The following is an 18,653-nucleotide window of genomic DNA, read 5'->3' as shown; positions in this document are numbered from 1 at the left end:
GCGGGATGATCCAGAACCTCGGGCCGCTCGTCGACCTGCACAGCCTCTTCATCGGTTACCTGACGGTGACGTCCGTCTGCGCGCTGCGGCTGTTCGTGCTGATGTTCGTGTTTCCGCCGACCGCCGACGGCGTGATCCAGGGCACGGTGCGCAACGCGATCGCGATCGTGTTCAGCGCGTACGTCGCGGTCGGCCAGCCGATCTCGTTCGTCGAATCGCTGCACGGCCTGTTCCTCGCCGAAGTGGCGCTGCGCGAGGCGGCGATCGGGCTGGTGCTCGGCTATGCGGCGTCGACGGTGTTCTGGGTCGCGGAAAGCGTGGGCGTCTATATCGACGACCTGACCGGGCACAACAACATTCAGATCACCAACCCGGCCAGCCAGGAGCAGAGCACGCCGGTCGGCACGCTGTTGCAGCAGGTCGCAATCATGGCGTTCTGGTCGCTCGGCGGGATGACGTTCCTGCTCGGGACGCTTTACGAATCGTATGAATGGTGGCCGATATCGAAAGGTGCGCCGATCACCGGTGCGATCGTGGAAGCTTTCGTGCTGCAGCAGACGGATACGCTGATGCAGTCGATCGCGAAGCTCGCCGCGCCGCTGCTGTTCATCCTCGTGCTGGTCGACATCGCGTTCGGTTTCGTGTCGAAATCGGCTTCGAAGCTGGACATCTCCAGCCTGAGCCAGCCGGTGAAGGCGGCGGTCGCGATCGCGATGCTGGCGACCTTCATCGGGCTGTTCGTCGATCAGGTGCACGGCCAGCTGGCCCTGAATTCGCTCGAGGCGCAGTGGAATGGAATTTTCTCAAATCGTGGGAAATCAGATAACCATTAGTTTACGAATGCATTTCATACTCAAAGTTTCTCAAAGAAACCGCAAATATTAGATTAATTGAGTTTCTTCATATTTCATTCCGTTACGCTGTTCTCCAACGCGGCCCGACGAGCCGGCACGCACTGGAGCACGACATGTTCTCGACACTGTATTTCCCGCTCGCCGCGTATCTGGGTACCCCGGATTTCGCGTCGGGACGGGAGCGTTTTGGCGCAATGCTTTTCAACGGCGACATCGGCGTCGCCCGGCAGCTCGCGAGCCGCTGGGCGGACGGGGCCGATACGCCGGACCATTCGCCGCACGGCCTTCAACTGCACGCCGACATGCAGTTGCTCACGGGCGGCGACGTGGAGGCCGAGGAGGCCTATCGCGCCGCGCAGCGCCTGAGCGGCGCATCGCGCCAGGCCATGCGCGCGGAATCCTGCCGCAACACGGCATGGCAGGCATTCTTCCGTCACCGGCTCAACACCGCGCTCGCGTGCTTCGGCCGTGCGGCGGACGAGGACGACATTCCGGTCAACCGCGTGATCGAGGTGCGCGTCGGCATCGTATGCGTGCTCTACGAACTGGGGCGCGTGATCGAGGCACTGGACGAACTGGACGAGTTGCGCGAGCTGGCCCGCCATGCACCGGAGCCGACGCCGCCGGAATGGCACGAGCTGCTCGCCGCGCTGAAACTCGACATCGCGATGCAGTGCGCGCTGCGCTCGTCCGCGCCGCTGCAGGATCACGTCTACTGGCAGTCCGGCTCGATGCACGGCCGCGCCGCGCGCGCGTCGGTGCACGCGTACCTGGACAGCGAACAAAGCGGCATCGACGCCGCGTGCGTGCACACGCCGGTACTGCGCGCCCGCATCGACTACCTGGCCCGGCTGCGCAGCGCGACCGGCGCCGACCGGAGCGCGGTCGACGCGCTGCTCAAGCACGTGAACTGGGCGCGCGACCACCACCTGCACGACTACCAGCGCACGCTGCGGCTCGAGATCGCGCTCGCGATGCTCGCGTGCGACGCCGCGCAGGCCGCCGACATGATCCTCGAGCCGCTGTACGGCGCGGCGCAGGCCGGCGTCGCCGGGCACCGGCAGATCGAATACCTGTATTGCGTGGCCAAGACGCGCCAGGCACAGGGCCGGATGAAGGATGCGCAGCAGTTCTACAGCCGTTACGCGCTGACTTCGATGGAATGCCTGCGCGAGGCGCTGTCGGCACGCGTGCCGTTTCTCGAACGCAAGATCCGCGAGACGTCGCAGCTCGACGACATCAGCGCGCGACTGCCCGCGCGCTACCGCCGCGCGTACAGCTTCCTGCTCGACAACCTCGAACACGCGGATCTGTCCGTGCGCGACATCGCCGCCGAAGTCGGCGTGACCGAACGCGCGCTGCAGAGCGCGTTCAAGAAATTCCTCAACATGTCCCCGACCGAGCTGATTCGCCGCCAGCGCATGGAACGCATCCGTTCCGAGCTGGTGGACGGCTCGGCGTCCGACGGCGGCGTACTCGCCACCGCGAGCCGCTGGGGCGTGCAAAACCGCTCGACGCTGATCAACGGCTATCGGAAGCAGTTCGACGAAGCGCCGTCCCACACGCTCGAACGATAAACAGACGGATTTTTTCCTTCAACGACGGGGTGCGCGACAGCGATGAGATCGAAGGCGATATTTTGCGCGGCGTGGGCCGTGTGGGTGATCGGCATGGGCGCGACGGCGGCGGCGCATGCGGACGCGGTGCGCTGGCGCAGCAGCGTCGCGCACGTCACGGCCGAAGGCAAGGACCTGAAGGACGTGCTGCGCGACCTGCTCGCGAGCCAGGGCGTGACGGCATCGATCGCCGACAACGTCACCGGAACCGTGACCGGGCGCTTCGACATGCCGCCCCAACGCATTCTCGACACGCTCGCCGCGACCTTCGGCTTCGTGTGGTTCTACGACGGCAGCGTGATGTCGATCAGCAATGCGAACGACGTCACGCGGCAGATCATCCGGCTCGACAACGCGTCGATCAGCGATCTCAATACGACGCTGCGCGGCATGCGCCTCGACGACAAGCGCTATCCGCTGACCTACGACAGCGGTGCGCGGACCGTGATCATCAGCGGCCCGCCGCAGTACGTGCAGATGGTGGCCGGCGTCGCGAAGCATCTCGACGAGAACATGCAGCGCTCGAACGGGACGGTCGTGCGCGCGTTCAAGCTGAGCAGCGCGTGGGCGGCCGACCACAAGGTCCAGCTCGACGGCAAGAACGTCGTCGTGCCGGGCGTGGCGACGGTCGTGTCGAATCTCTATCACCCCCAGCAGGGCGGCTCGACGGGCAACCTGTCGCCGCAGACGATCGGCGGCATGCAGCGGCTGTCACCGATGGCCGACGCGAGCGGCGGCACCACCGGCGGTTCGCCGATGCCGCCGCTGCCGCCGGGCATGGCCGGCGGCGACGCGTCGCGCAGCCTGGTCAGCGGGCTGCTCGGCGGCGGCCAGTCGGGCAGCGGCAAGAACGGCGCAGTGTCCGACGGCACGCCGGGCGGTGCGGCGGATCCCGGGCCGGGCGACCAGAGCCTGCCCGTCGTGGAAGCCGACCCGACGACCAATTCCGTGCTGGTGCGCGACACGCCGCAGCGCATCGGGATGTATGCGCCGCTGATCGAGAAGCTCGACGCGCGTCCCAACCTGATCGAGATCGAGGCGCACATCATCGAGATCGACGACGACCTGCTGCGGCAGATCGGCGTGGACTGGCGCGCGCACAACAGCCACGTCGACCTGCAGACCGGCTCCGGCACGCTGCAGCAGAACGGCTACAACGGCAACATCAATCCCAACTTCGGCGTGACGACACTGTCCGACGGCACCACGGCCGTTTCGGCCACGCCGGTCGGCGGTGCGATCACGGCGGTGCTCGGCAACGCGGGACGCTATCTGCTCGCGCGGATCACGGCGATGGAATCGACGTCGCAAGCGCGGATCGACTCGAGCCCGAAGGTCGCAACGCTCGACAACGTCGAGGCGGTGATGGACAACAAGACGCGCTTCTTCGTGCGCGTGCAGGGCTATACGTCCGGCGATCTCTATTCGGTGTCGACCGGCGTGTCGCTGCGCGTGCTGCCGATGGTCGTGCATGACAAGAACGACGGCACGACGCGGATCAAGCTCGACGTGCACATCGAGGACGGCCAGCTCACCGGCGACAAGGTGGATACGCTGCCGGTGATCACCAGCAGCGAGATCAACACGCAGGCGTTCGTCGGCGAGGGGGAGAGCCTGCTGATCGCCGGCTACAGCACCGACAACGATTCGAACGGCGTCGCACAGGTGCCGTGGGTGTCGAAGATCCCGCTGCTCGGTGCGCTGTTCCGGAATACCGACCGGTCGCACAAGCACATGGAACGCGTGTTCCTGCTGACGCCGCGGATCATCCGCTTCTGACCCGGCGGATACGCGCGGCGCCGTCGATGCAGGCGGCGCCCCGCGGCGGGCGCTCGTCAGGCCTTGTTCCGGTCGGACATCACGATGTTGACCGTCTTGCTCGGATCGCCCGCCAGGCCCATCGCGGCCGCGTCGTCGGTCGAATACATGTACGGCCGGATCGCGTCGCCGTCGCCGGCGGTGCGGCCGTCGGACAGCGTCACCGTCATGTTCTCGTCGTTGCCGGCGAAATCCTTGTCGCCGTCCACCTTGCTGACGTCCGGATTGCCGGCGCCGGACGCCTGGCCGTTGTCGGCGCCGCCGTCCTCGTACAGCACTTCGTCCGGATGCGTGTTGCCGTTCGCGTCGGACGGCGAAATCCGCACGCCGATGTCATGCGAGCCGGCGACGAAGGTTCCGGTCTGGCCCGGCGCGAGCGTGACGGTCGCCTTGTTCTGGCCTTGCACGGAGTAGGTGAACGACTCGGGCCGGTTCGTGTTGTTGGTGACGTTGAAGGTCTTGTCATTGCCCGTGCCCGTGTTGACGACCTTCGTCGACGCCGGATCGGTGCCGTCGATCGCGCCGGCCTGCGCCACGCCGCCCGGGTTCGTGGACCGTTTGGCCGACGTGCCTGCGGGTACGCCGTCGGCAGGCGGATTCCCGGTGTCTTGATTCTGCGTGTTCTGGTCAACCGGCACGTTCTGGCCATTGGATGGCTGGGACTGAGGCTGCGCGCTGTAGTCGGCCAACGGCGGCGCCGACTGGCCGGTGCGGCCCACGGGCGGGGAGGACGACGAATCGTCGCCGCTCTGCCCGGACAGGATGCTCTTGAGCGCCGCCATCAGCTCCTGGATGATCTGCGCGATCTGCTGCGACGCTGGGTTATCCGCCGACGACGTGTCGCGCGTCGGGTCCGCCTGGCCGGTCGGGGCATTCCCCTGGAGTGTGATGGTGATCATGATCGCCGTGTCCACAGGTTGTAGGCGCGGCCGTTGCCGCCGCGTCGCCGTGTGCACCGGCCGAACCCGGCCGGTCCCGTATGCCGGCGGCAGGCGCCGGCGATCGTTCCACTGTATGCGTCGCGACCGCGCGCAGGCCGCGCGACACGAAACGCCGGCACGCGACGCGAAGCGCCGCGCGGTCGCGAGCCGGGCCATCCCGATTCGGAAAGCCGTCACGCACTTCGCATCGTTCGCGCGCGTCGTCGCGGCGCCTGCCTATAGTGCTCGGGAACAACCGGTCACGCGATCCCCGGAGGGAGGCTGTCATGTCCTTGTCAGTGAGTTTCAACGGCTCGACGAGTATCGACCCGGCGCAGGATTCCGGCTCGAATCGCGCTGAAATCATGCAGGTGCTGGCCCAGCTCGAGCAGATCCTGCAGGCGGTGTTCGCCGCGATCAAGCAGTCATCAGCCGTGGACGGTACGCAGTCGGCGGGCAGCGGGAACACGAACCCGCCGCTGTCGTTCGGGAACGACGACAGCAGCGGAGACGGCAATTCACCGCTTCCGTTCACGATGAACGCGGTCAATGCGCCGCCGGCCAATACCGATGCGCCGCCCGTCCAAAACAACGGGCAACCCGGCGGCCAGCAACCGCCGGTTCAACACGCGTCGACCCAACCCGCGAACACCGGCGGCAGCGCGGCGAACGCGATCGCGGACGACCTGCGCAGCCGCTACGGATTGAACGACACCCAGATCGCGGGCGTGCTCGGCAACCTGCAGCAGGAAAGCGGACTGAAGTCGAACGTCAACCAGGGCGGCACCGAAGGCGCGCCGTCGGGCAACTTCGCGGACGACAACGCGAACGGCTGGGGCCTCGCGCAATGGGGCGGTACACGCAAGCAGGGCGAGATCGCGTATGCGAAGCAGCACAACCTCGATCCGGGCAGCCTCGACGCGAACATCGGCTACATGAACCAGGAGCTCGACGGCCCGTACAGCAGGACGATCACGGACCTGAAGAATTCGACGAGCGTATCGCAGGCCGCCCAGGTCTGGGACACCGACTACGAGCAGGCGACCGATCCGCAGATGGACAACCGGCTCCAGTACGCGCAGAACTTCCTGAAAGAAGGCCTCTGAGCCGTATTCGCCGTTCGGTGCACCGGAGCAGGGTGGCGGCCCGTTTATCCGCCCAACGTCAGTTCGGCCCGAGCCGCGATTGCCGCGGCGGCACACCCGCCGCAATCGTGACCGGCGACGGCCCAGCCGGCCTGCGGTGTGACGCCAGGCGGCACACGGGCGCCACACGGGACATCGTCCGCATCCTCCGATAGAGCGGCGGCGCCCAGCCGGACCGCCTAGGGGCGTGACACGCGCCCGTTCAACAACGACGGGACGCATACCCGTCGCAGCGGTGCCATTCGGCAATGCGACAGGGCTTCCAGCTGTCGCACCGTCCGACATTTCCCGTTGGCTGACATGCCTTTTGCTACGGCAAGAGCATTCCATTCCACGAGCCTGTTCCTGTTGGGTCGACCTCAACCATCACAAACGACGGGCGGGGCTCCGAGGGCACTCCAGATTCAACATTATAGAAATAATGTCAAATCATAAGATTCGGATGATAGGAAATTTAACGGTTTACGTTATATTATTTTCGAAATTACCGACGAAACCCGCCATGTCCGATCTCGCTGCCGACGAACCCCGCCTGACCGCGGAAATCGAGCGCCTCAAGGCCGACTTCCCGAAAACCCGCGAGCTGTACCGCGAAGCCTGCGCGCTGCTGTTCTTCCGCTTCGGCATCACGCCTACGGCGAACCGCCTGTACCAGCTCGTTCGCAAGGGCAGCATGAGCACGCCGACGGCCGTCCTCGGCGAGTTCTGGGCCGAGCTGCGGGAAAAGAGCCGCGTGCGCATCGAGCATCCCGACCTGCCGGCCGATCTACAGGCGGCGGCCGGCGAACTGGTCGCGGCGCTGTGGAACCGGTCGAGCACCGACGCGGCCGCCGCACTCGATGCGTTGCGTGCGGAAGTCGAAGCCGAGCGGGCAGCGGCGCAAGCGTCGGTGGCCGCGCTGCAGGCCGAACTGGCCCGCACCGAAACCGCGCTGGAGCAACGTACGGCCGCACTGCTGGCCGCGCAGGTCCGCATTCAGGAGCTGGAGCAGGCAAGAGCGGCCGACGAAGCGTCGCGGCAAGCACTGCAAGCGGACATCGAGCGCCTGAACGCCGACAACGCGGAAGGCGACCGCGCACTCGCTCAGGCCCGCGCGGATTTCACCACCCAGCTCGACCGGCTGCGCGACGACGCGGGCCGTGCCGAGGAGCGCTTGCGCGCATCGGAGAAACGGGCGCTTCAGGAAATCGATCGCGAGCGGCTCGCGGCCACGCGATTGCAAAAGGAATTCGACGCGACGACCTCGCGCGCGGAACAACGCGATGCGCAGCAGCGCAAGGACACGACCGCGCTGCAGGCCCAGCTCGGCGACGCGCTGCATCGATGCGGCGTGCTTCAGGGGCAACTCGACGGCGCGCTGGCGACCGATGCCGCGCGCGGCAAGGAACTCGATGCGCTGCGGCGGGAGATGACGGCGCTCGTGCGGCGGCCACCGTTGCGCGGCGCCAGGACGGCGCCGGCTGCCGAACGGAGCGAGCGCCGCGCGCGCACGAGAAAGCGCGCCGACGAAGCGTCGCGCTGACAACAAAATCGAAAGCGTGCGTCAACCGGCAACGCACGCGAGAAGCAGGGCAGGCAACCGTGCCGGCGAGATGCCGCGCGCCGGAATGCCCGCCTGCCGGTTCGACTCAGCTCAGCACGTATCGCGAAGGCAGCGGCGGCGCATCCGCCGGAATCGTCACGAGCGACGTATTCAGCCAGCCCTGCGGTGTCCCGTTCGACTGCGCATACGCACCGACGTACGGCATCATCCGCGTCGTCTGATAGACCTGCGGCGTCCAGCCGGCCGGTGCGAGGAAAATCGACGTCGCGCGCTTCTCGCTGTATGCGGATGCGCCGTACGTCGAGATGTTCCACAACGTCTGCTGATACGTCGCATAGTCGGCGTTGTGACGCGAGCCGCCGGCCTGCCAGCCTTCGAGCTGGATGAACGTGTTGTACGTACCGGCGCCCGCGAGCAGGTTGTTCACCGTGCGCCCGTACAGGAACGACAGGATCAGCCCGCAGTTCGCCGGCGCGAAATCGCTGCCGACGCTCAGGTAATAGCGGCCCGTCGTGTTCAGCACCGATGCGTAGTGCGAGTTGCCGATATCCGTCGACGTCGTCAGCCCGCTCGCCCCCATGAAACTGTCGAAAGCCTGCATCGTGACACCTGCGGGCAGGTCGCTGGTCGCGCTGATGGCGACGAGGTGCGAGCCGGCTGCCAGCAGCGTCAGGAATGCGGACAGCGTCGCCGCCACCCAGTTGCCTTGCGCATCGACGAACGGAAACGCGCGATAGCCCGTCAGCGCGAAGACTGCCGGGTCCGTGCCGGCCTGCCACGCGATCTGCGGCACCCACATTGTCAGCGGGCCCGCGTTCGATGCGCTCGAGACGTACTGCTTCAGTGCATCGATGAGTTGCGCATCGGCGCCGGGCAACACGGTGTACGACGCGCCGTTCTGCCAGCGCCGCACCCATTGCGCGACGAAACTCGCGAGCTGGCCGCCGGTGAAATCGGCGGGCGGCACGTAACCGAGCGTACCCGTGCTCTGGTAAGCGGACTGAATCGCCGCGGCCGTGCGCACGTTGCTGCCGAACATGCTGTTCGCGAAATCCTGGCAGTTGTTGGCCGGCGGCGTCGCGAGCTGCGCGAGCGGGACGACCCACGCGCCGTTCGCGGTCGCGACGCCGCGATACAGGTTGAGATTCGCGACCGAGTCGTGGCCGGGAAACGTCGCGGCGTCGGCGCCCGATACGTAGCCGGCCGACGGCGTGACGCTGACGGTGGTCGGTTGCGATCCGAACGGATGCGTGTACGCAATCGCAAACGACGCGTCGCCGCCGGCGAGGTTGAACGATCCCGTGCAATCGCCCCAGCTGTTCGACGCACTGACGGCTGTCGACTGCCCGGTCGCGATCAGCGCTTGCGACGCTTGCGGCGTCGAGCCGCTCTGGCTCGCCGCGCTGCCGAACGCGAGCGTCGACGACGGGATCGCATTGACGACGTTGATCGTGATCGAGCGATCGGCGATGCCGTAGCTGCGCGCGGACGTATTCGCGGCGCCGGTCGCGGCGAACGACGATGCGGACGTCGTCGTATTGCCGTCGCCGCCGCAGGCGGCCAGCGTGCCGACGAGCGGCGACAGGGTCAGCGCGGCGCCGCGCTGGATGAAGCGGCGGCGATTCGGCGCGGCCGGGCGGGTGGGTTTCGAAGCGGTCATGGGGCGTTCCTGGTCACGGGTTCGGGAGGAGGCAACGACGGTCTGGAGTATTGCACACGTGTGCAACGGCAGCTGCGTTTCGGCGTTCGCCGACGCGTGCGCCGCACGTATTTATGCGGGAGATCGGTGAAATGCCTGCGACGAAACCGAGGCATTGATGTGACGCCGCGCCCGCAGTCGTGCACGCGCAGGCGAGGGGGATCGCCGGCCAGGCATTGGGCGCGCGACGGGGATCGGGTAAAGTGCCGCTCAACCTGCCGGTCCGACGTTACTAGACGACCGGTCTAATCGTTGCTACCATACGCCATCATGAATGCATCTTCAGGCGCGGAAGTCCGCCAGCACATCCTGAATATCGCGAAGCCGATCATGCTCCTCAAGGGGTTTTCGGCGGTCGGTCTGAACGAGATTCTCGCCGCGGCGGGCATCCCGAAGGGCTCGTTCTACCATTACTTCGGCTCGAAAGAGGCATTCGGCGAAGCGCTGCTCGAATCGTATTTCGAAGGCTATCTCGCGCATCTCGACAACCTGTTCAAGCCTCGGGCCGGCACCGGCGCCGAGCGCCTGATGACGTACTGGGGCAACTGGCTGGACACGCAGTGCACGGACGATCCGGAAGGCAAGTGCCTCGCCGTGAAGCTCGGCGCGGAAGTGTCGGACCTGTCGGAAGCGATGCGCGCGGTGCTGCGGCGCGGCACCAGCCAGATCATCGAGCGGCTTGCGGGCGGCATCGAGGCCGCGCTCGCCGACGGCTCGCTGCGCGCGGTCGACGATCCGCCGCACACGGCCGCGATCCTGTACGAGCTGTGGCTCGGCGCAACGCTGCTGGAAAAGATTCACCGCAACCGCAAACCGCTGGAGAGGGCGATGATCGAAACGCGGCGCATGCTGAACCTGCCGCCGGTTGCGCACGATGGAGCGCAGTCGTAATCCGGGCGCGCTTGGGCGCGCCTTGTTTTTGCCCTATCTCTAGACGACTGGTCTACTCAATCACCCCATGACGAACGCCTTGCTCCGCGTTACGCTGTCCCGATTGCTCCAACCGCCTGCCTGCGACCGCGACGGCCTGATCGCCGACGCCGCCTCTGGCGCGCACTTCCTGCTGGTCCATCCCTGATCCGATCGTGCCCACGAGGCACGTCCCTTTCTGTTGACGGAGGCTTACATGCCGCAAAGCAAGACCGCAAACCGCCAGATCATCCTGCAATCGCGCCCGGTCGGCGCGCCGACGCCGGACAACTTCCGGGCCGAAACCGGTGACGTGCCGACGCCCGGCGCCAGCCAGGTGCTGCTGCGCACAGTCTGGCTGTCGCTCGACCCGTACATGCGCGGCCGGATGAGCGACGCGCCGTCCTATGCGGCGCCGGCCGAACTCGGCCAGCCGATGGTCGGCGGCACGGTCAGCCGCGTCGTGTCGTCGAACCTGCCCGCGTTCCGCGAAGGCGATCTCGTCGTCGCCGGTGCCGGCTGGCAGGACTACGCACTGTCCGACGGCCGCGACCTGATCCCGCTCGGCCGCGACTTCGCGCATCCGTCGTACGCGCTCGGCGTGCTCGGCATGCCGGGCTTCACCGCGTACACCGGGCTGCTGAAGATCGGCGAACCGAAGGCCGGTGAAACCGTGGTCGTCGCGGCCGCGAGCGGCGCGGTCGGCGCGGTGGTCGGCCAGATCGCGAAGCTGAAGGGCTGCCGCGTGGTCGGCGTCGCGGGCGGGGCCGACAAGTGCGCGTTCGTGACCGACACGCTCGGCTTCGACGCATGCGTCGACCATCGCGATCCGGCGTTTGCCGCGAAGCTGAAGGACGCGTGCCCGAACGGCATCGACGTCTATTTCGAGAACGTCGGCGGCGCCGTGTTCGATGCGGTGTGGCCGTTGCTGAACGAGCAGGCGCGCGTGCCCGTCTGCGGCGTCATCGCGCACTACAACGACACCGAACTGCCGGCCGGCCCCGATCGCGTACCGCTGCTGATGTCGACGATCCTGCGCAAGCGCATCCGCGTGCAGGGGTTCATCATTCTCGATCACTATGCCACCGGCTATGCGCCGTTCCTGAAGGACATGAGCGAATGGGTCGCGCAGGGCAAGGTCAAGACGCGCGAGGACATCATCCCCGATCTCGCCGACGCGCCCGACGCACTGATCGGCTTGCTCGCCGGCAAGAATTTCGGCAAGGTCGTCGTGCGCGTGGGCCCGGACGAACTGGCCTGACACGACGGCACCGGCTGGCTTGCAACACACGGCCGCCCGCCGGCGTCGCACGACACCGGCGGACGGCTTTTCCGATTCCGTTTCGAAAGGAGTGACACGATGGCGCTTCACGTAATTGCTTCCCTGTTCCTGAAACCCGAACACGCGCAGGCCGCCGAGGCCGAACTGCGCAGCATGGTCGCGAAGACGCGCACCGAACCGGGCAACCGTCGCTACGACCTGTTCCGCGAACAGGACGGCTCGCCGAACCTGCACCTGTACGAGATCTACGACGACCAGGCCGCGTTCGACGCACACCTCGCCAGCCCGTATTTCGGCGAATTCCGTACGAAGTCGGCCGACTGGTTCACGGCGCCGCCGGTCATCAAGGTGCTGTCCGGCATCGACGTGGCCGAGTAACACCCGCTTGACCGCCGCGGCTCGCCCCCACCCGGGCCGTGCGGCACCCGTCGCGCATCGCGCGACGGCGATGACAACACGGCGCGGTGCATCGTCCGCGCCGCTTCCCCAATACACCGGCCCGGAGGCTGAATGGTCACCCTCAACATCAACGGCGAAACCCGCACGGTCGACGCCCCCGACGACATGCCCCTGCTCTGGGTGCTGCGCGACGTCGTCGGCCTCACCGGCACGAAGTTCGGCTGCGGGATCGCGCAATGCGGCGCGTGCACTGTACACCTCGACGGCGTCGCCGCGCGCTCGTGCGTGCTGCCGGTCGCGGCCGTCGCGGGCCGCAAGATCACGACGATCGAAGCCGTCGGCGCGACGCCGGCCGGCCACAAGGTCCAGCAGGCGTGGCGCGAGCTCGATGTCGTCCAGTGCGGCTACTGCCAGTCGGGGCAGGTGATGGCCGCCACCGCGCTGATCGCGTCGAACCCGAACCCGAGCGACGACGACATCGACGCGGCCATGGCCGGCAACATCTGCCGCTGCGGCACGTACAACCGGATTCGCGCGGCCGTGAAGCAAGCCGCCAAGGAGGCGTGACATGTCGCGAGGACTGATCGAAGCAGGTCGGGCCGGCGCGGGCGTGTCGCGTCGGTCGTTTCTGAAACTCGGCATGTCGCTCGGCGCGGCAGCGGGCGGCGGATTGCTGCTCGGCTTCAGCCTGCCGGCAGCGGGCGACGACGCGCGGCGCTCGGTGATCGGCGGCGACGCAACCGAGCCCGCGCAGCCCGGCGTATTCGCACCGAACGCGTTCGTGCAGATCGACCGCGCCGGCAAGGTCACGCTGGTGATGCCGAAGGTCGAGATGGGGCAGGGTGTCTATACGTCGCTGCCGATGCTGATCGCCGAGGAACTCGAAGTGCCGCTGTCGAGCGTGACGCTCGATCACGCGCCGCCGAACGAGAAGCTGTTCCTCGATCCGCTGCTCGGCGGCCAGCTGACCGGCGGCTCGACGTCGATACGCTACGCATGGGAGCCGATGCGCCGTGCGGGCGCGACGGCGCGCACGCTGCTGGTCGCGGCGGCCGCGAAGCAATGGAATGTCGATCCGGCCAGCTGCCGCGCGGCGAACGGCGAAGTGCAGCATCCGCCGAGCGGCCGGCGCGCGTCGTACGGCCAGCTGGCCGACGCCGCGGCGAAGCTGCCGGTACCGAAGGACGTCGCGCTGAAGAAGCCGGAAGATTTCAAGCTGATCGGCACGCCCGCGAAGCGCCTCGATTCGCCCGAGAAGGTCGACGGCACCGCGCAGTTCGGGCTCGACGTGCGGGTGCCCGGCATGCTGTACGCGGTGATCGTGAACAGCCCGGTGTTCGGCGGCACGGTCGCGAGCGTCGACGACACGGCCGCGAAGAAGATTCCCGGCGTGCGCCAGGTCGTACGCGTCGACAACGCGGTCGCGGTGATCGGCGATCACACGTGGGCCGCGAAACGCGGCGCCTCGGCACTCGTCGTGAAGTGGAACGAGGGCGCAGGCGCGAAGGTGTCGACCAAGGATCTGTTCGCGGATCTCGCGCAGGCGGCGGCGAACGGCAAGGGCGCGGTCGCCCGCAAGGAAGGCGACGTCGGCCACGCATTCGCGAACGCGAAGACGCGCGTCGACGCCGTCTACGAACAGCCGTTGCTCGCGCACGCGACGATGGAACCCGTGAACTGCACCGTGCACGTACGCGGCGACGGCTGCGAGATCTGGGTCGGCACGCAGGTGCCGACCCGGGTACGCGACACGGCGCAGCAGCTCACCGGGCTGTCGCCGGACAAGATCGTCGTGCACAACCATCTGCTCGGCGGCGGGTTCGGCCGGCGACTCGAAACGGACATGGTCGGCCAGGCCGTGAAGATCGGCAAACAGGTCAACGCACCGGTGAAGGTGATCTGGACGCGCGAGGAAGATGTCCAGCACGACATGTACCGGCCGTGTTACTACGACAGGATCTCGGCCGGCCTCGACGCGAACGGCAAGCCGGTCGCGTGGCAGCACCGGATCGTCGGCTCGTCGATCATGGCGCGCTTCGCGCCGCCCGCGTTCCAGAACGGCATCGATCCCGATGCCGTGGAGGTCGCGGCCGAACTGCCGTACGACCTGCCGAACCAGCTCGTCGACTACGTGCGGCAGGAGCCGCGCCACGTGCCGACCGCGTTCTGGCGCGGCGTCGGGCCGACCCGGGGCACGTTCGTCGTCGAGAGCTTCATCGACGAACTGGCCGCGCAGACCAAGACCGACCCGGTGCAATACCGCCGCGCACTGCTCGGCAAGACGCCGCGCGCCCGCAACGTGCTCGACGTCGCGACGAAGGCCGCCGGCTGGGGCGCGTCACTGCCGAAGGGGCAAGGGCGCGGCGTATCGGTGATGCACGCGTTCGGCAGTTTCTTCTCGATCGTCATCGACGTCGCGGTGGACGGCGGCGAGGTGCAGGTCAAGCGCGTCGTGTGCGCGGTCGATTGCGGGATGTTCGTGAATCCGAACACGATCGAGGCCCAGGTGCAGGGCGGCATCATCTTCGGGATCACCGGCGCGCTGTACGGCGAGATCACGATCGAGGACGGCCGCGTCGTGCAGACCAACTTCACCGACTACCGGATGATGCGGATCAACGAGACGCCGCCGATCGAGGTGCATCTGGTGAAGAGCGGCGAAGCGCCGGGCGGGATCGGCGAGCCGGGCACGGCCGCGACCGCGGCGGCGCTGTCGAACGCGATCTTCGCGGCCACCGGCACGCGGCTGCGCAAGCTGCCGGTCGGCAACCAGCTGAAGACGGCTTGAGGGGAGGCGACGATCATGCAAAACCTCACCCTGAACATGCTCCGCACCTCGCTGCTGGCCCTGTCCGCGCTGCTGGCCGGCACGGCCGCCCACGCCGCCGGAACGGTGCCGGCCGACAGCGCGCTCGTCGCGCGCGGCGCGTATCTCGCGAAAGCCGGCGACTGCATCGCGTGCCACACCGCGCCGCGCGGCACGCCGTTCGCGGGCGGCCTGAAGATGGTCACGCCGATGGGCGCGATCTACACGACCAACATCACGCCCGACCCGGAAACCGGCATCGGCGGCTACACGGAAGCCGAGTTCGCCGGCGCGCTGCGCAAGGGTGTCGCGAAGGACGGTCACAACCTGTATCCGGCGATGCCGTATCCGTCGTATGCGAAGCTGAAGGACGACGACGTGAAGGCGCTGTATGCGTACTTCATGCACGGCGTCGAACCGGTGAAGCAGGCGAACCGGCCGTCCGACATCCCGTGGCCGCTCAACATGCGCTGGCCGCTCGCGTTGTGGAACATGGTGTTCCTCGACACGACGCCTTATGCCGACAAGCCGGCGAAGGACGCGATGTGGAACCGCGGCGCCTATCTCGTGCAGGGGCTCGGGCACTGCGGGTCGTGCCACACGCCGCGCGGCGTCGGCTTCCAGGAGAAGGCGCTGGACGAAGGCGGCGCGGCATACCTGTCGGGCGCGCCGATCGACAACTGGTTCGCGTCGAACCTGACCGGCGAGCACAACACGGGGCTCGGCCGCTGGAGCGACGCCGACGTCGCGCAGTTCCTGAAGACCGGCGCGAACCGGCATGCAACCGCGTTCGGCTCGATGGTGAGCGTGATCAACCACAGCACGCAGGGGCTGACCGACGACGATCTGGCCGCGATGTCGCGCTACCTGAAATCGCTGCCGGCCGCAGGCGGCACGGGGGCGCCGCCCTACAGCTACGATCCGAAGGCGACGCAAGCGGCGCTGGGCCGGCCGGCTGCCGATCCGGGCGCGAAGGTGTATAACGCTTACTGCCTGCATTGCCACGGGGTGGACGGGCGCGGCTACGCGCCGCTGCTCGCGCCGCTCGCCGGCAATCCGAACGTGCTCGAGGCCGATGCGTCGTCGCTAATCAACGTGACGCTGAACGGCAGCGACACGCTCGTGATCGGCGGCGTGCCGTCCGCGTATCCGATGCCGGCGTTCTCGAACCAGCTGAACGACCGGCAGATCGCCGACGTGCTGACGTTCATGCGCGCCGGCTGGAACAACGGCGCGCCGGCCGTGCAGGCGGCGGACGTCGCGAAACTCCGCAAGGCAACGGCGGCCGCGCACTGAGCGCGGCGCGATGCGGAACGACGCCGGGCGGCCGTGCCCGATGTCGATGCCGCCGGGTGCATGCCTGTCCCGGCGGCAAAGCTCTTTCTGTCAACCTGCGTGCGGCCGTTCGCGGCAGCGCGCGTTTTATCGACGCAAATGTAGGGGTGTCTGGATGGCTAACGTGACTTATACGGATACGCAACTGCTGATCGACGGCGAGTGGGTCGACGCCGCGAGCGGCAAGACGATCGACGTCGTGAACCCGGCGACGGGCAAGCCGATCGGCAAGGTGGCCCACGCGGGCATCGCCGATCTCGATCGCGCGCTCGCCGCCGCGCAACGCGGTTTCGAAGCATGGCGCAAGGTGCCCGCGCACGAACGCGCGGCGACGATGCGCAAGGCGGCCGCGCTGGTGCGCGAGCGCGCCGACGCGATCGCGCAGCTGATGACGCAGGAGCAGGGCAAGCCGCTCACCGAAGCGCGCGTCGAAGTGCTGTCGGCGGCCGACATCATCGAATGGTTCGCGGACGAAGGCCGCCGCGTGTACGGCCGGATCGTGCCGCCGCGCAACCTCGCTGCGCAGCAGACGGTCGTGAAGGAGCCGGTCGGCCCGGTCGCCGCGTTCACGCCGTGGAATTTCCCGGTCAACCAGGTCGTGCGCAAGCTGAGCGCCGCGCTCGCGACCGGCTGTTCGTTCCTCGTGAAGGCGCCGGAAGAAACCCCGGCATCGCCGGCCGCGCTGCTGCGCGCGTTCGTCGACGCGGGCGTGCCGGCCGGCGTGATCGGCCTCGTGTTCGGCGATCCGGCCGAAATTTCGTCGTACCTGATTCCGCACCCGGTGATCCGCAAGGTCACGTTCACGGGTTCGACGCCGGTCGGCAAGCAGCTCGCGTCGATGGCCGGCCTGCACATGAAGCGCGCGACGATGGAGCTGGGCGGCCACGCGCCGGTGATCGTCGCCGAGGATGCCGACGTCGCGCTCGCGGTGAAGGCCGCCGGCGGCGCGAAGTTCCGCAACGCGGGGCAGGTCTGCATTTCGCCGACGCGCTTCCTCGTGCACAACAGCATCCGCGACGAATTCACGCGTGCGCTGGTCAAGCACGCCGAAGGGCTGAAGGTCGGTAACGGCCTCGAGGAAGGCACGACGCTCGGCGCGCTCGCGAACCCGCGCCGCCTCACCGCGATGGCATCGGTCGTCGACAACGCGCGCAAGGTCGGCGCGAGCATCGAGACGGGCGGCGAGCGGATCGGCTCGGAAGGCAACTTCTTCGCCCCGACCGTGATCGCGAACGTGCCACTCGAGGCCGACGTGTTCAACAACGAGCCGTTCGGCCCGGTCGCGGCGATCCGCGGCTTCGACAAGCTCGAGGACGCGATCGCCGAAGCGAACCGTCTGCCGTTCGGTCTGGCCGGCTACGCGTTCACGCGCTCGTTCGCGAACGTGCACCTGCTCACGCAGCGCATGGAAGTCGGCATGCTGTGGATCAACCAGCCGGCGACGCCGTGGCCGGAAATGCCGTTCGGCGGCGTGAAGGATTCGGGCTACGGTTCGGAAGGCGGGCCGGAAGCGCTGGAACCGTACCTCGTCACGAAATCGGTGACGGTGATGGCCGTCTGACGGCCGGCCGTACGCCGCGATGCCGCCGCTCCCGCGTCCGTCGGGAGCGGCGGTTTTTTTTCGGGCCCGCAACGGACGCGGCCCGCCATCCGGACGCCTGGCGAAGCATCGGCTCATCGCCTATCCTCTGATCAATATGGCGACGAGCCATCCCGGACGGTAGCCGCACGCCGGCAGCGGAAGAACGACGACCGTACGAAAACTGAAAGGCGGCGAGCGTGATCGGGCGACCGGCACGCGGCCCCATGACTGTCCGACACCCGGGGCTGGACCCTGCGCTTTCCACGAACAACGCACAACACGAAGCGGGAGCAGTTCGGTCAACCACCACTACGGAGATATCGTCATGGCCAATGCCGCAGCAAATCAATTCGTCGACTGGGGGGCCGAATTTCACGCGCCACCCTGGCAAGCGAACGACAACATCGCGATCGCGCCCGGCGTGACGACCGTCTTCGATCTCCTGACCGCCGACGGCGTGTCGCCCGCCCTCAACCCGCAAGCGCAGGGATCAGGCGCCAGCCTGTTCGTGACGGCGCTGGGCGGCGTGGAAGCGAACCAGGGCGGAAACGGCTATTGGTGGGTGTATTTCGTCAACGGCCAGATGCCCGACGTCTCCTGCGCCGTCTACACCCTGAAACCCGGCGACAGCGTGGCCTGGGACTACAAGCACTATTCGAGCGGCCTGAAGCAGGCGGTTCACCCGCCGCTGGCCTGACGGCTGACGGGCGCGGCACCGGCGGGAAGGCGAATCGTCTTCCCGCCT

At 67.6% G+C, this 18,653-nt stretch carries 15 protein-coding genes; 13 read left to right on the top strand and 2 right to left on the bottom strand.

The genetic code is table 11. The features are described from left to right. Positions 1-5: 5 nt before the first annotated feature. From sctT to sctC, 3 genes are all read left to right on the top strand, one after another. Positions 6-833: a type III secretion system export apparatus subunit SctT gene (gene sctT, locus AC5LXK_RS24045; protein WP_493393967.1), complete on the top strand. Its 828-nt coding sequence runs from the start codon at positions 6-8 to the stop codon at positions 831-833. A 134-nt stretch (positions 834-967) separates the two neighbouring features. Further along, positions 968-2,431: a helix-turn-helix transcriptional regulator gene (locus AC5LXK_RS24040; protein WP_493393966.1), complete on the top strand. Its 1,464-nt coding sequence runs from the start codon at positions 968-970 to the stop codon at positions 2,429-2,431. A 42-nt stretch (positions 2,432-2,473) separates the two neighbouring features. Beyond that, positions 2,474-4,249: a type III secretion system outer membrane ring subunit SctC gene (gene sctC / locus AC5LXK_RS24035; RefSeq protein WP_493393965.1), complete on the top strand. Its 1,776-nt coding sequence runs from the start codon at positions 2,474-2,476 to the stop codon at positions 4,247-4,249. Positions 4,250-4,305: 56 nt separating this feature from the next. On the opposite strand, the gene AC5LXK_RS24030 is transcribed toward sctC, so the two are convergent. Continuing rightward, positions 4,306-5,187, bottom strand: a complete 882-nt coding sequence (locus tag AC5LXK_RS24030) for a hypothetical protein (protein WP_493393964.1) — start codon at positions 5,185-5,187, stop codon at positions 4,306-4,308. Between the two features lie 308 nt (positions 5,188-5,495). Here AC5LXK_RS24030 and AC5LXK_RS24025 point away from each other — a divergent pair, with 308 nt between their 5' ends. After that, positions 5,496-6,314: a phage tail tip lysozyme gene (locus AC5LXK_RS24025; RefSeq protein WP_493393963.1), complete on the top strand. Its 819-nt coding sequence runs from the start codon at positions 5,496-5,498 to the stop codon at positions 6,312-6,314. A 541-nt stretch (positions 6,315-6,855) separates the two neighbouring features. Further along, complete coding sequence (locus AC5LXK_RS24020; protein ID WP_493394042.1) at positions 6,856-7,875, top strand: DNA-binding protein; 1,020 nt, start codon at positions 6,856-6,858, stop codon at positions 7,873-7,875. A 106-nt stretch (positions 7,876-7,981) separates the two neighbouring features. Here the strand turns inward: AC5LXK_RS24020 and AC5LXK_RS24015 are convergent, their stop codons facing one another. Further along, positions 7,982-9,556 carry a hypothetical protein gene (locus tag AC5LXK_RS24015; RefSeq protein ID WP_493393962.1) on the bottom strand — a complete coding sequence of 525 codons (1,575 nt, stop codon included), beginning with the start codon at positions 9,554-9,556 and terminating at the stop codon, positions 7,982-7,984. A gap of 309 nt (positions 9,557-9,865) precedes the next feature. Here AC5LXK_RS24015 and AC5LXK_RS24010 point away from each other — a divergent pair, with 309 nt between their 5' ends. The 8 genes from AC5LXK_RS24010 (at position 9,866) to AC5LXK_RS23975 (ending at position 18,605) form a co-directional block, all read left to right on the top strand. Beyond that, positions 9,866-10,486, top strand: a complete 621-nt coding sequence (locus tag AC5LXK_RS24010; protein WP_493393961.1) for a TetR/AcrR family transcriptional regulator — start codon at positions 9,866-9,868, stop codon at positions 10,484-10,486. 235 nt (positions 10,487-10,721) lie between these two features. Then, entirely contained in the window at positions 10,722-11,765 is a 1,044-nt protein-coding gene (gene curA / locus AC5LXK_RS24005) for an NADPH-dependent curcumin/dihydrocurcumin reductase (RefSeq protein ID WP_493393960.1), read from the top strand. 99 nt (positions 11,766-11,864) lie between these two features. After that, positions 11,865-12,164 (top strand): putative quinol monooxygenase, encoded by a 300-nt coding sequence (locus AC5LXK_RS24000; RefSeq protein ID WP_006482784.1) that lies wholly within the window; start codon positions 11,865-11,867, stop codon positions 12,162-12,164. A gap of 132 nt (positions 12,165-12,296) precedes the next feature. Beyond that, complete coding sequence (locus tag AC5LXK_RS23995; RefSeq protein WP_493384351.1) at positions 12,297-12,752, top strand: (2Fe-2S)-binding protein; 456 nt, start codon at positions 12,297-12,299, stop codon at positions 12,750-12,752. A 1-nt stretch (position 12,753) separates the two neighbouring features. Beyond that, positions 12,754-14,973 carry a xanthine dehydrogenase family protein molybdopterin-binding subunit gene (locus AC5LXK_RS23990; RefSeq protein WP_493393959.1) on the top strand — a complete coding sequence of 740 codons (2,220 nt, stop codon included), beginning with the start codon at positions 12,754-12,756 and terminating at the stop codon, positions 14,971-14,973. Between the two features lie 15 nt (positions 14,974-14,988). Beyond that, entirely contained in the window at positions 14,989-16,287 is a 1,299-nt protein-coding gene (locus AC5LXK_RS23985) for a c-type cytochrome (RefSeq protein WP_493393958.1), read from the top strand. Between the two features lie 154 nt (positions 16,288-16,441). Further along, positions 16,442-17,887 (top strand): NAD-dependent succinate-semialdehyde dehydrogenase, encoded by a 1,446-nt coding sequence (locus tag AC5LXK_RS23980; RefSeq protein WP_493393957.1) that lies wholly within the window; start codon positions 16,442-16,444, stop codon positions 17,885-17,887. A 346-nt stretch (positions 17,888-18,233) separates the two neighbouring features. After that, the gene (locus AC5LXK_RS23975; RefSeq protein WP_493393956.1) at positions 18,234-18,605 is read left to right on the top strand and encodes a DUF4430 domain-containing protein; all 372 of its coding nucleotides are present in this window, start codon (positions 18,234-18,236) and stop codon (positions 18,603-18,605) included. Positions 18,606-18,653: the final 48 nt, after the last annotated feature.

Source organism: Burkholderia pulmonis, assembly GCF_984667975.1.
Note: the sequence above shows the minus strand (reverse complement) of the source record. Positions and strands in the feature narration are given on the sequence as shown.

Excerpts from the sequence above, each read along its gene's own strand:
- sctT (WP_493393967.1), top strand. The coding sequence starts at position 6 with ATGATCCAGAACCTCGGGCCGCTCGTCGACCTGCACAGCCTCTTCATC.
- AC5LXK_RS24040 (WP_493393966.1), top strand. The coding sequence starts at position 968 with ATGTTCTCGACACTGTATTTCCCGCTCGCCGCGTATCTGGGTACCCCG.
- sctC (WP_493393965.1), top strand. The coding sequence starts at position 2,474 with ATGAGATCGAAGGCGATATTTTGCGCGGCGTGGGCCGTGTGGGTGATC.
- AC5LXK_RS24030 (WP_493393964.1), bottom strand. The coding sequence starts at position 5,187 with ATGATCACCATCACACTCCAGGGGAATGCCCCGACCGGCCAGGCGGAC.
- AC5LXK_RS24025 (WP_493393963.1), top strand. The coding sequence starts at position 5,496 with ATGTCCTTGTCAGTGAGTTTCAACGGCTCGACGAGTATCGACCCGGCG.
- AC5LXK_RS24020 (WP_493394042.1), top strand. The coding sequence starts at position 6,856 with ATGTCCGATCTCGCTGCCGACGAACCCCGCCTGACCGCGGAAATCGAG.
- AC5LXK_RS24015 (WP_493393962.1), bottom strand. The coding sequence starts at position 9,556 with ATGACCGCTTCGAAACCCACCCGCCCGGCCGCGCCGAATCGCCGCCGC.
- AC5LXK_RS24010 (WP_493393961.1), top strand. The coding sequence starts at position 9,866 with ATGAATGCATCTTCAGGCGCGGAAGTCCGCCAGCACATCCTGAATATC.
- curA (WP_493393960.1), top strand. The coding sequence starts at position 10,722 with ATGCCGCAAAGCAAGACCGCAAACCGCCAGATCATCCTGCAATCGCGC.
- AC5LXK_RS24000 (WP_006482784.1), top strand. The coding sequence starts at position 11,865 with ATGGCGCTTCACGTAATTGCTTCCCTGTTCCTGAAACCCGAACACGCG.
- AC5LXK_RS23995 (WP_493384351.1), top strand. The coding sequence starts at position 12,297 with ATGGTCACCCTCAACATCAACGGCGAAACCCGCACGGTCGACGCCCCC.
- AC5LXK_RS23990 (WP_493393959.1), top strand. The coding sequence starts at position 12,754 with ATGTCGCGAGGACTGATCGAAGCAGGTCGGGCCGGCGCGGGCGTGTCG.
- AC5LXK_RS23985 (WP_493393958.1), top strand. The coding sequence starts at position 14,989 with ATGCAAAACCTCACCCTGAACATGCTCCGCACCTCGCTGCTGGCCCTG.
- AC5LXK_RS23980 (WP_493393957.1), top strand. The coding sequence starts at position 16,442 with ATGGCTAACGTGACTTATACGGATACGCAACTGCTGATCGACGGCGAG.
- AC5LXK_RS23975 (WP_493393956.1), top strand. The coding sequence starts at position 18,234 with ATGGCCAATGCCGCAGCAAATCAATTCGTCGACTGGGGGGCCGAATTT.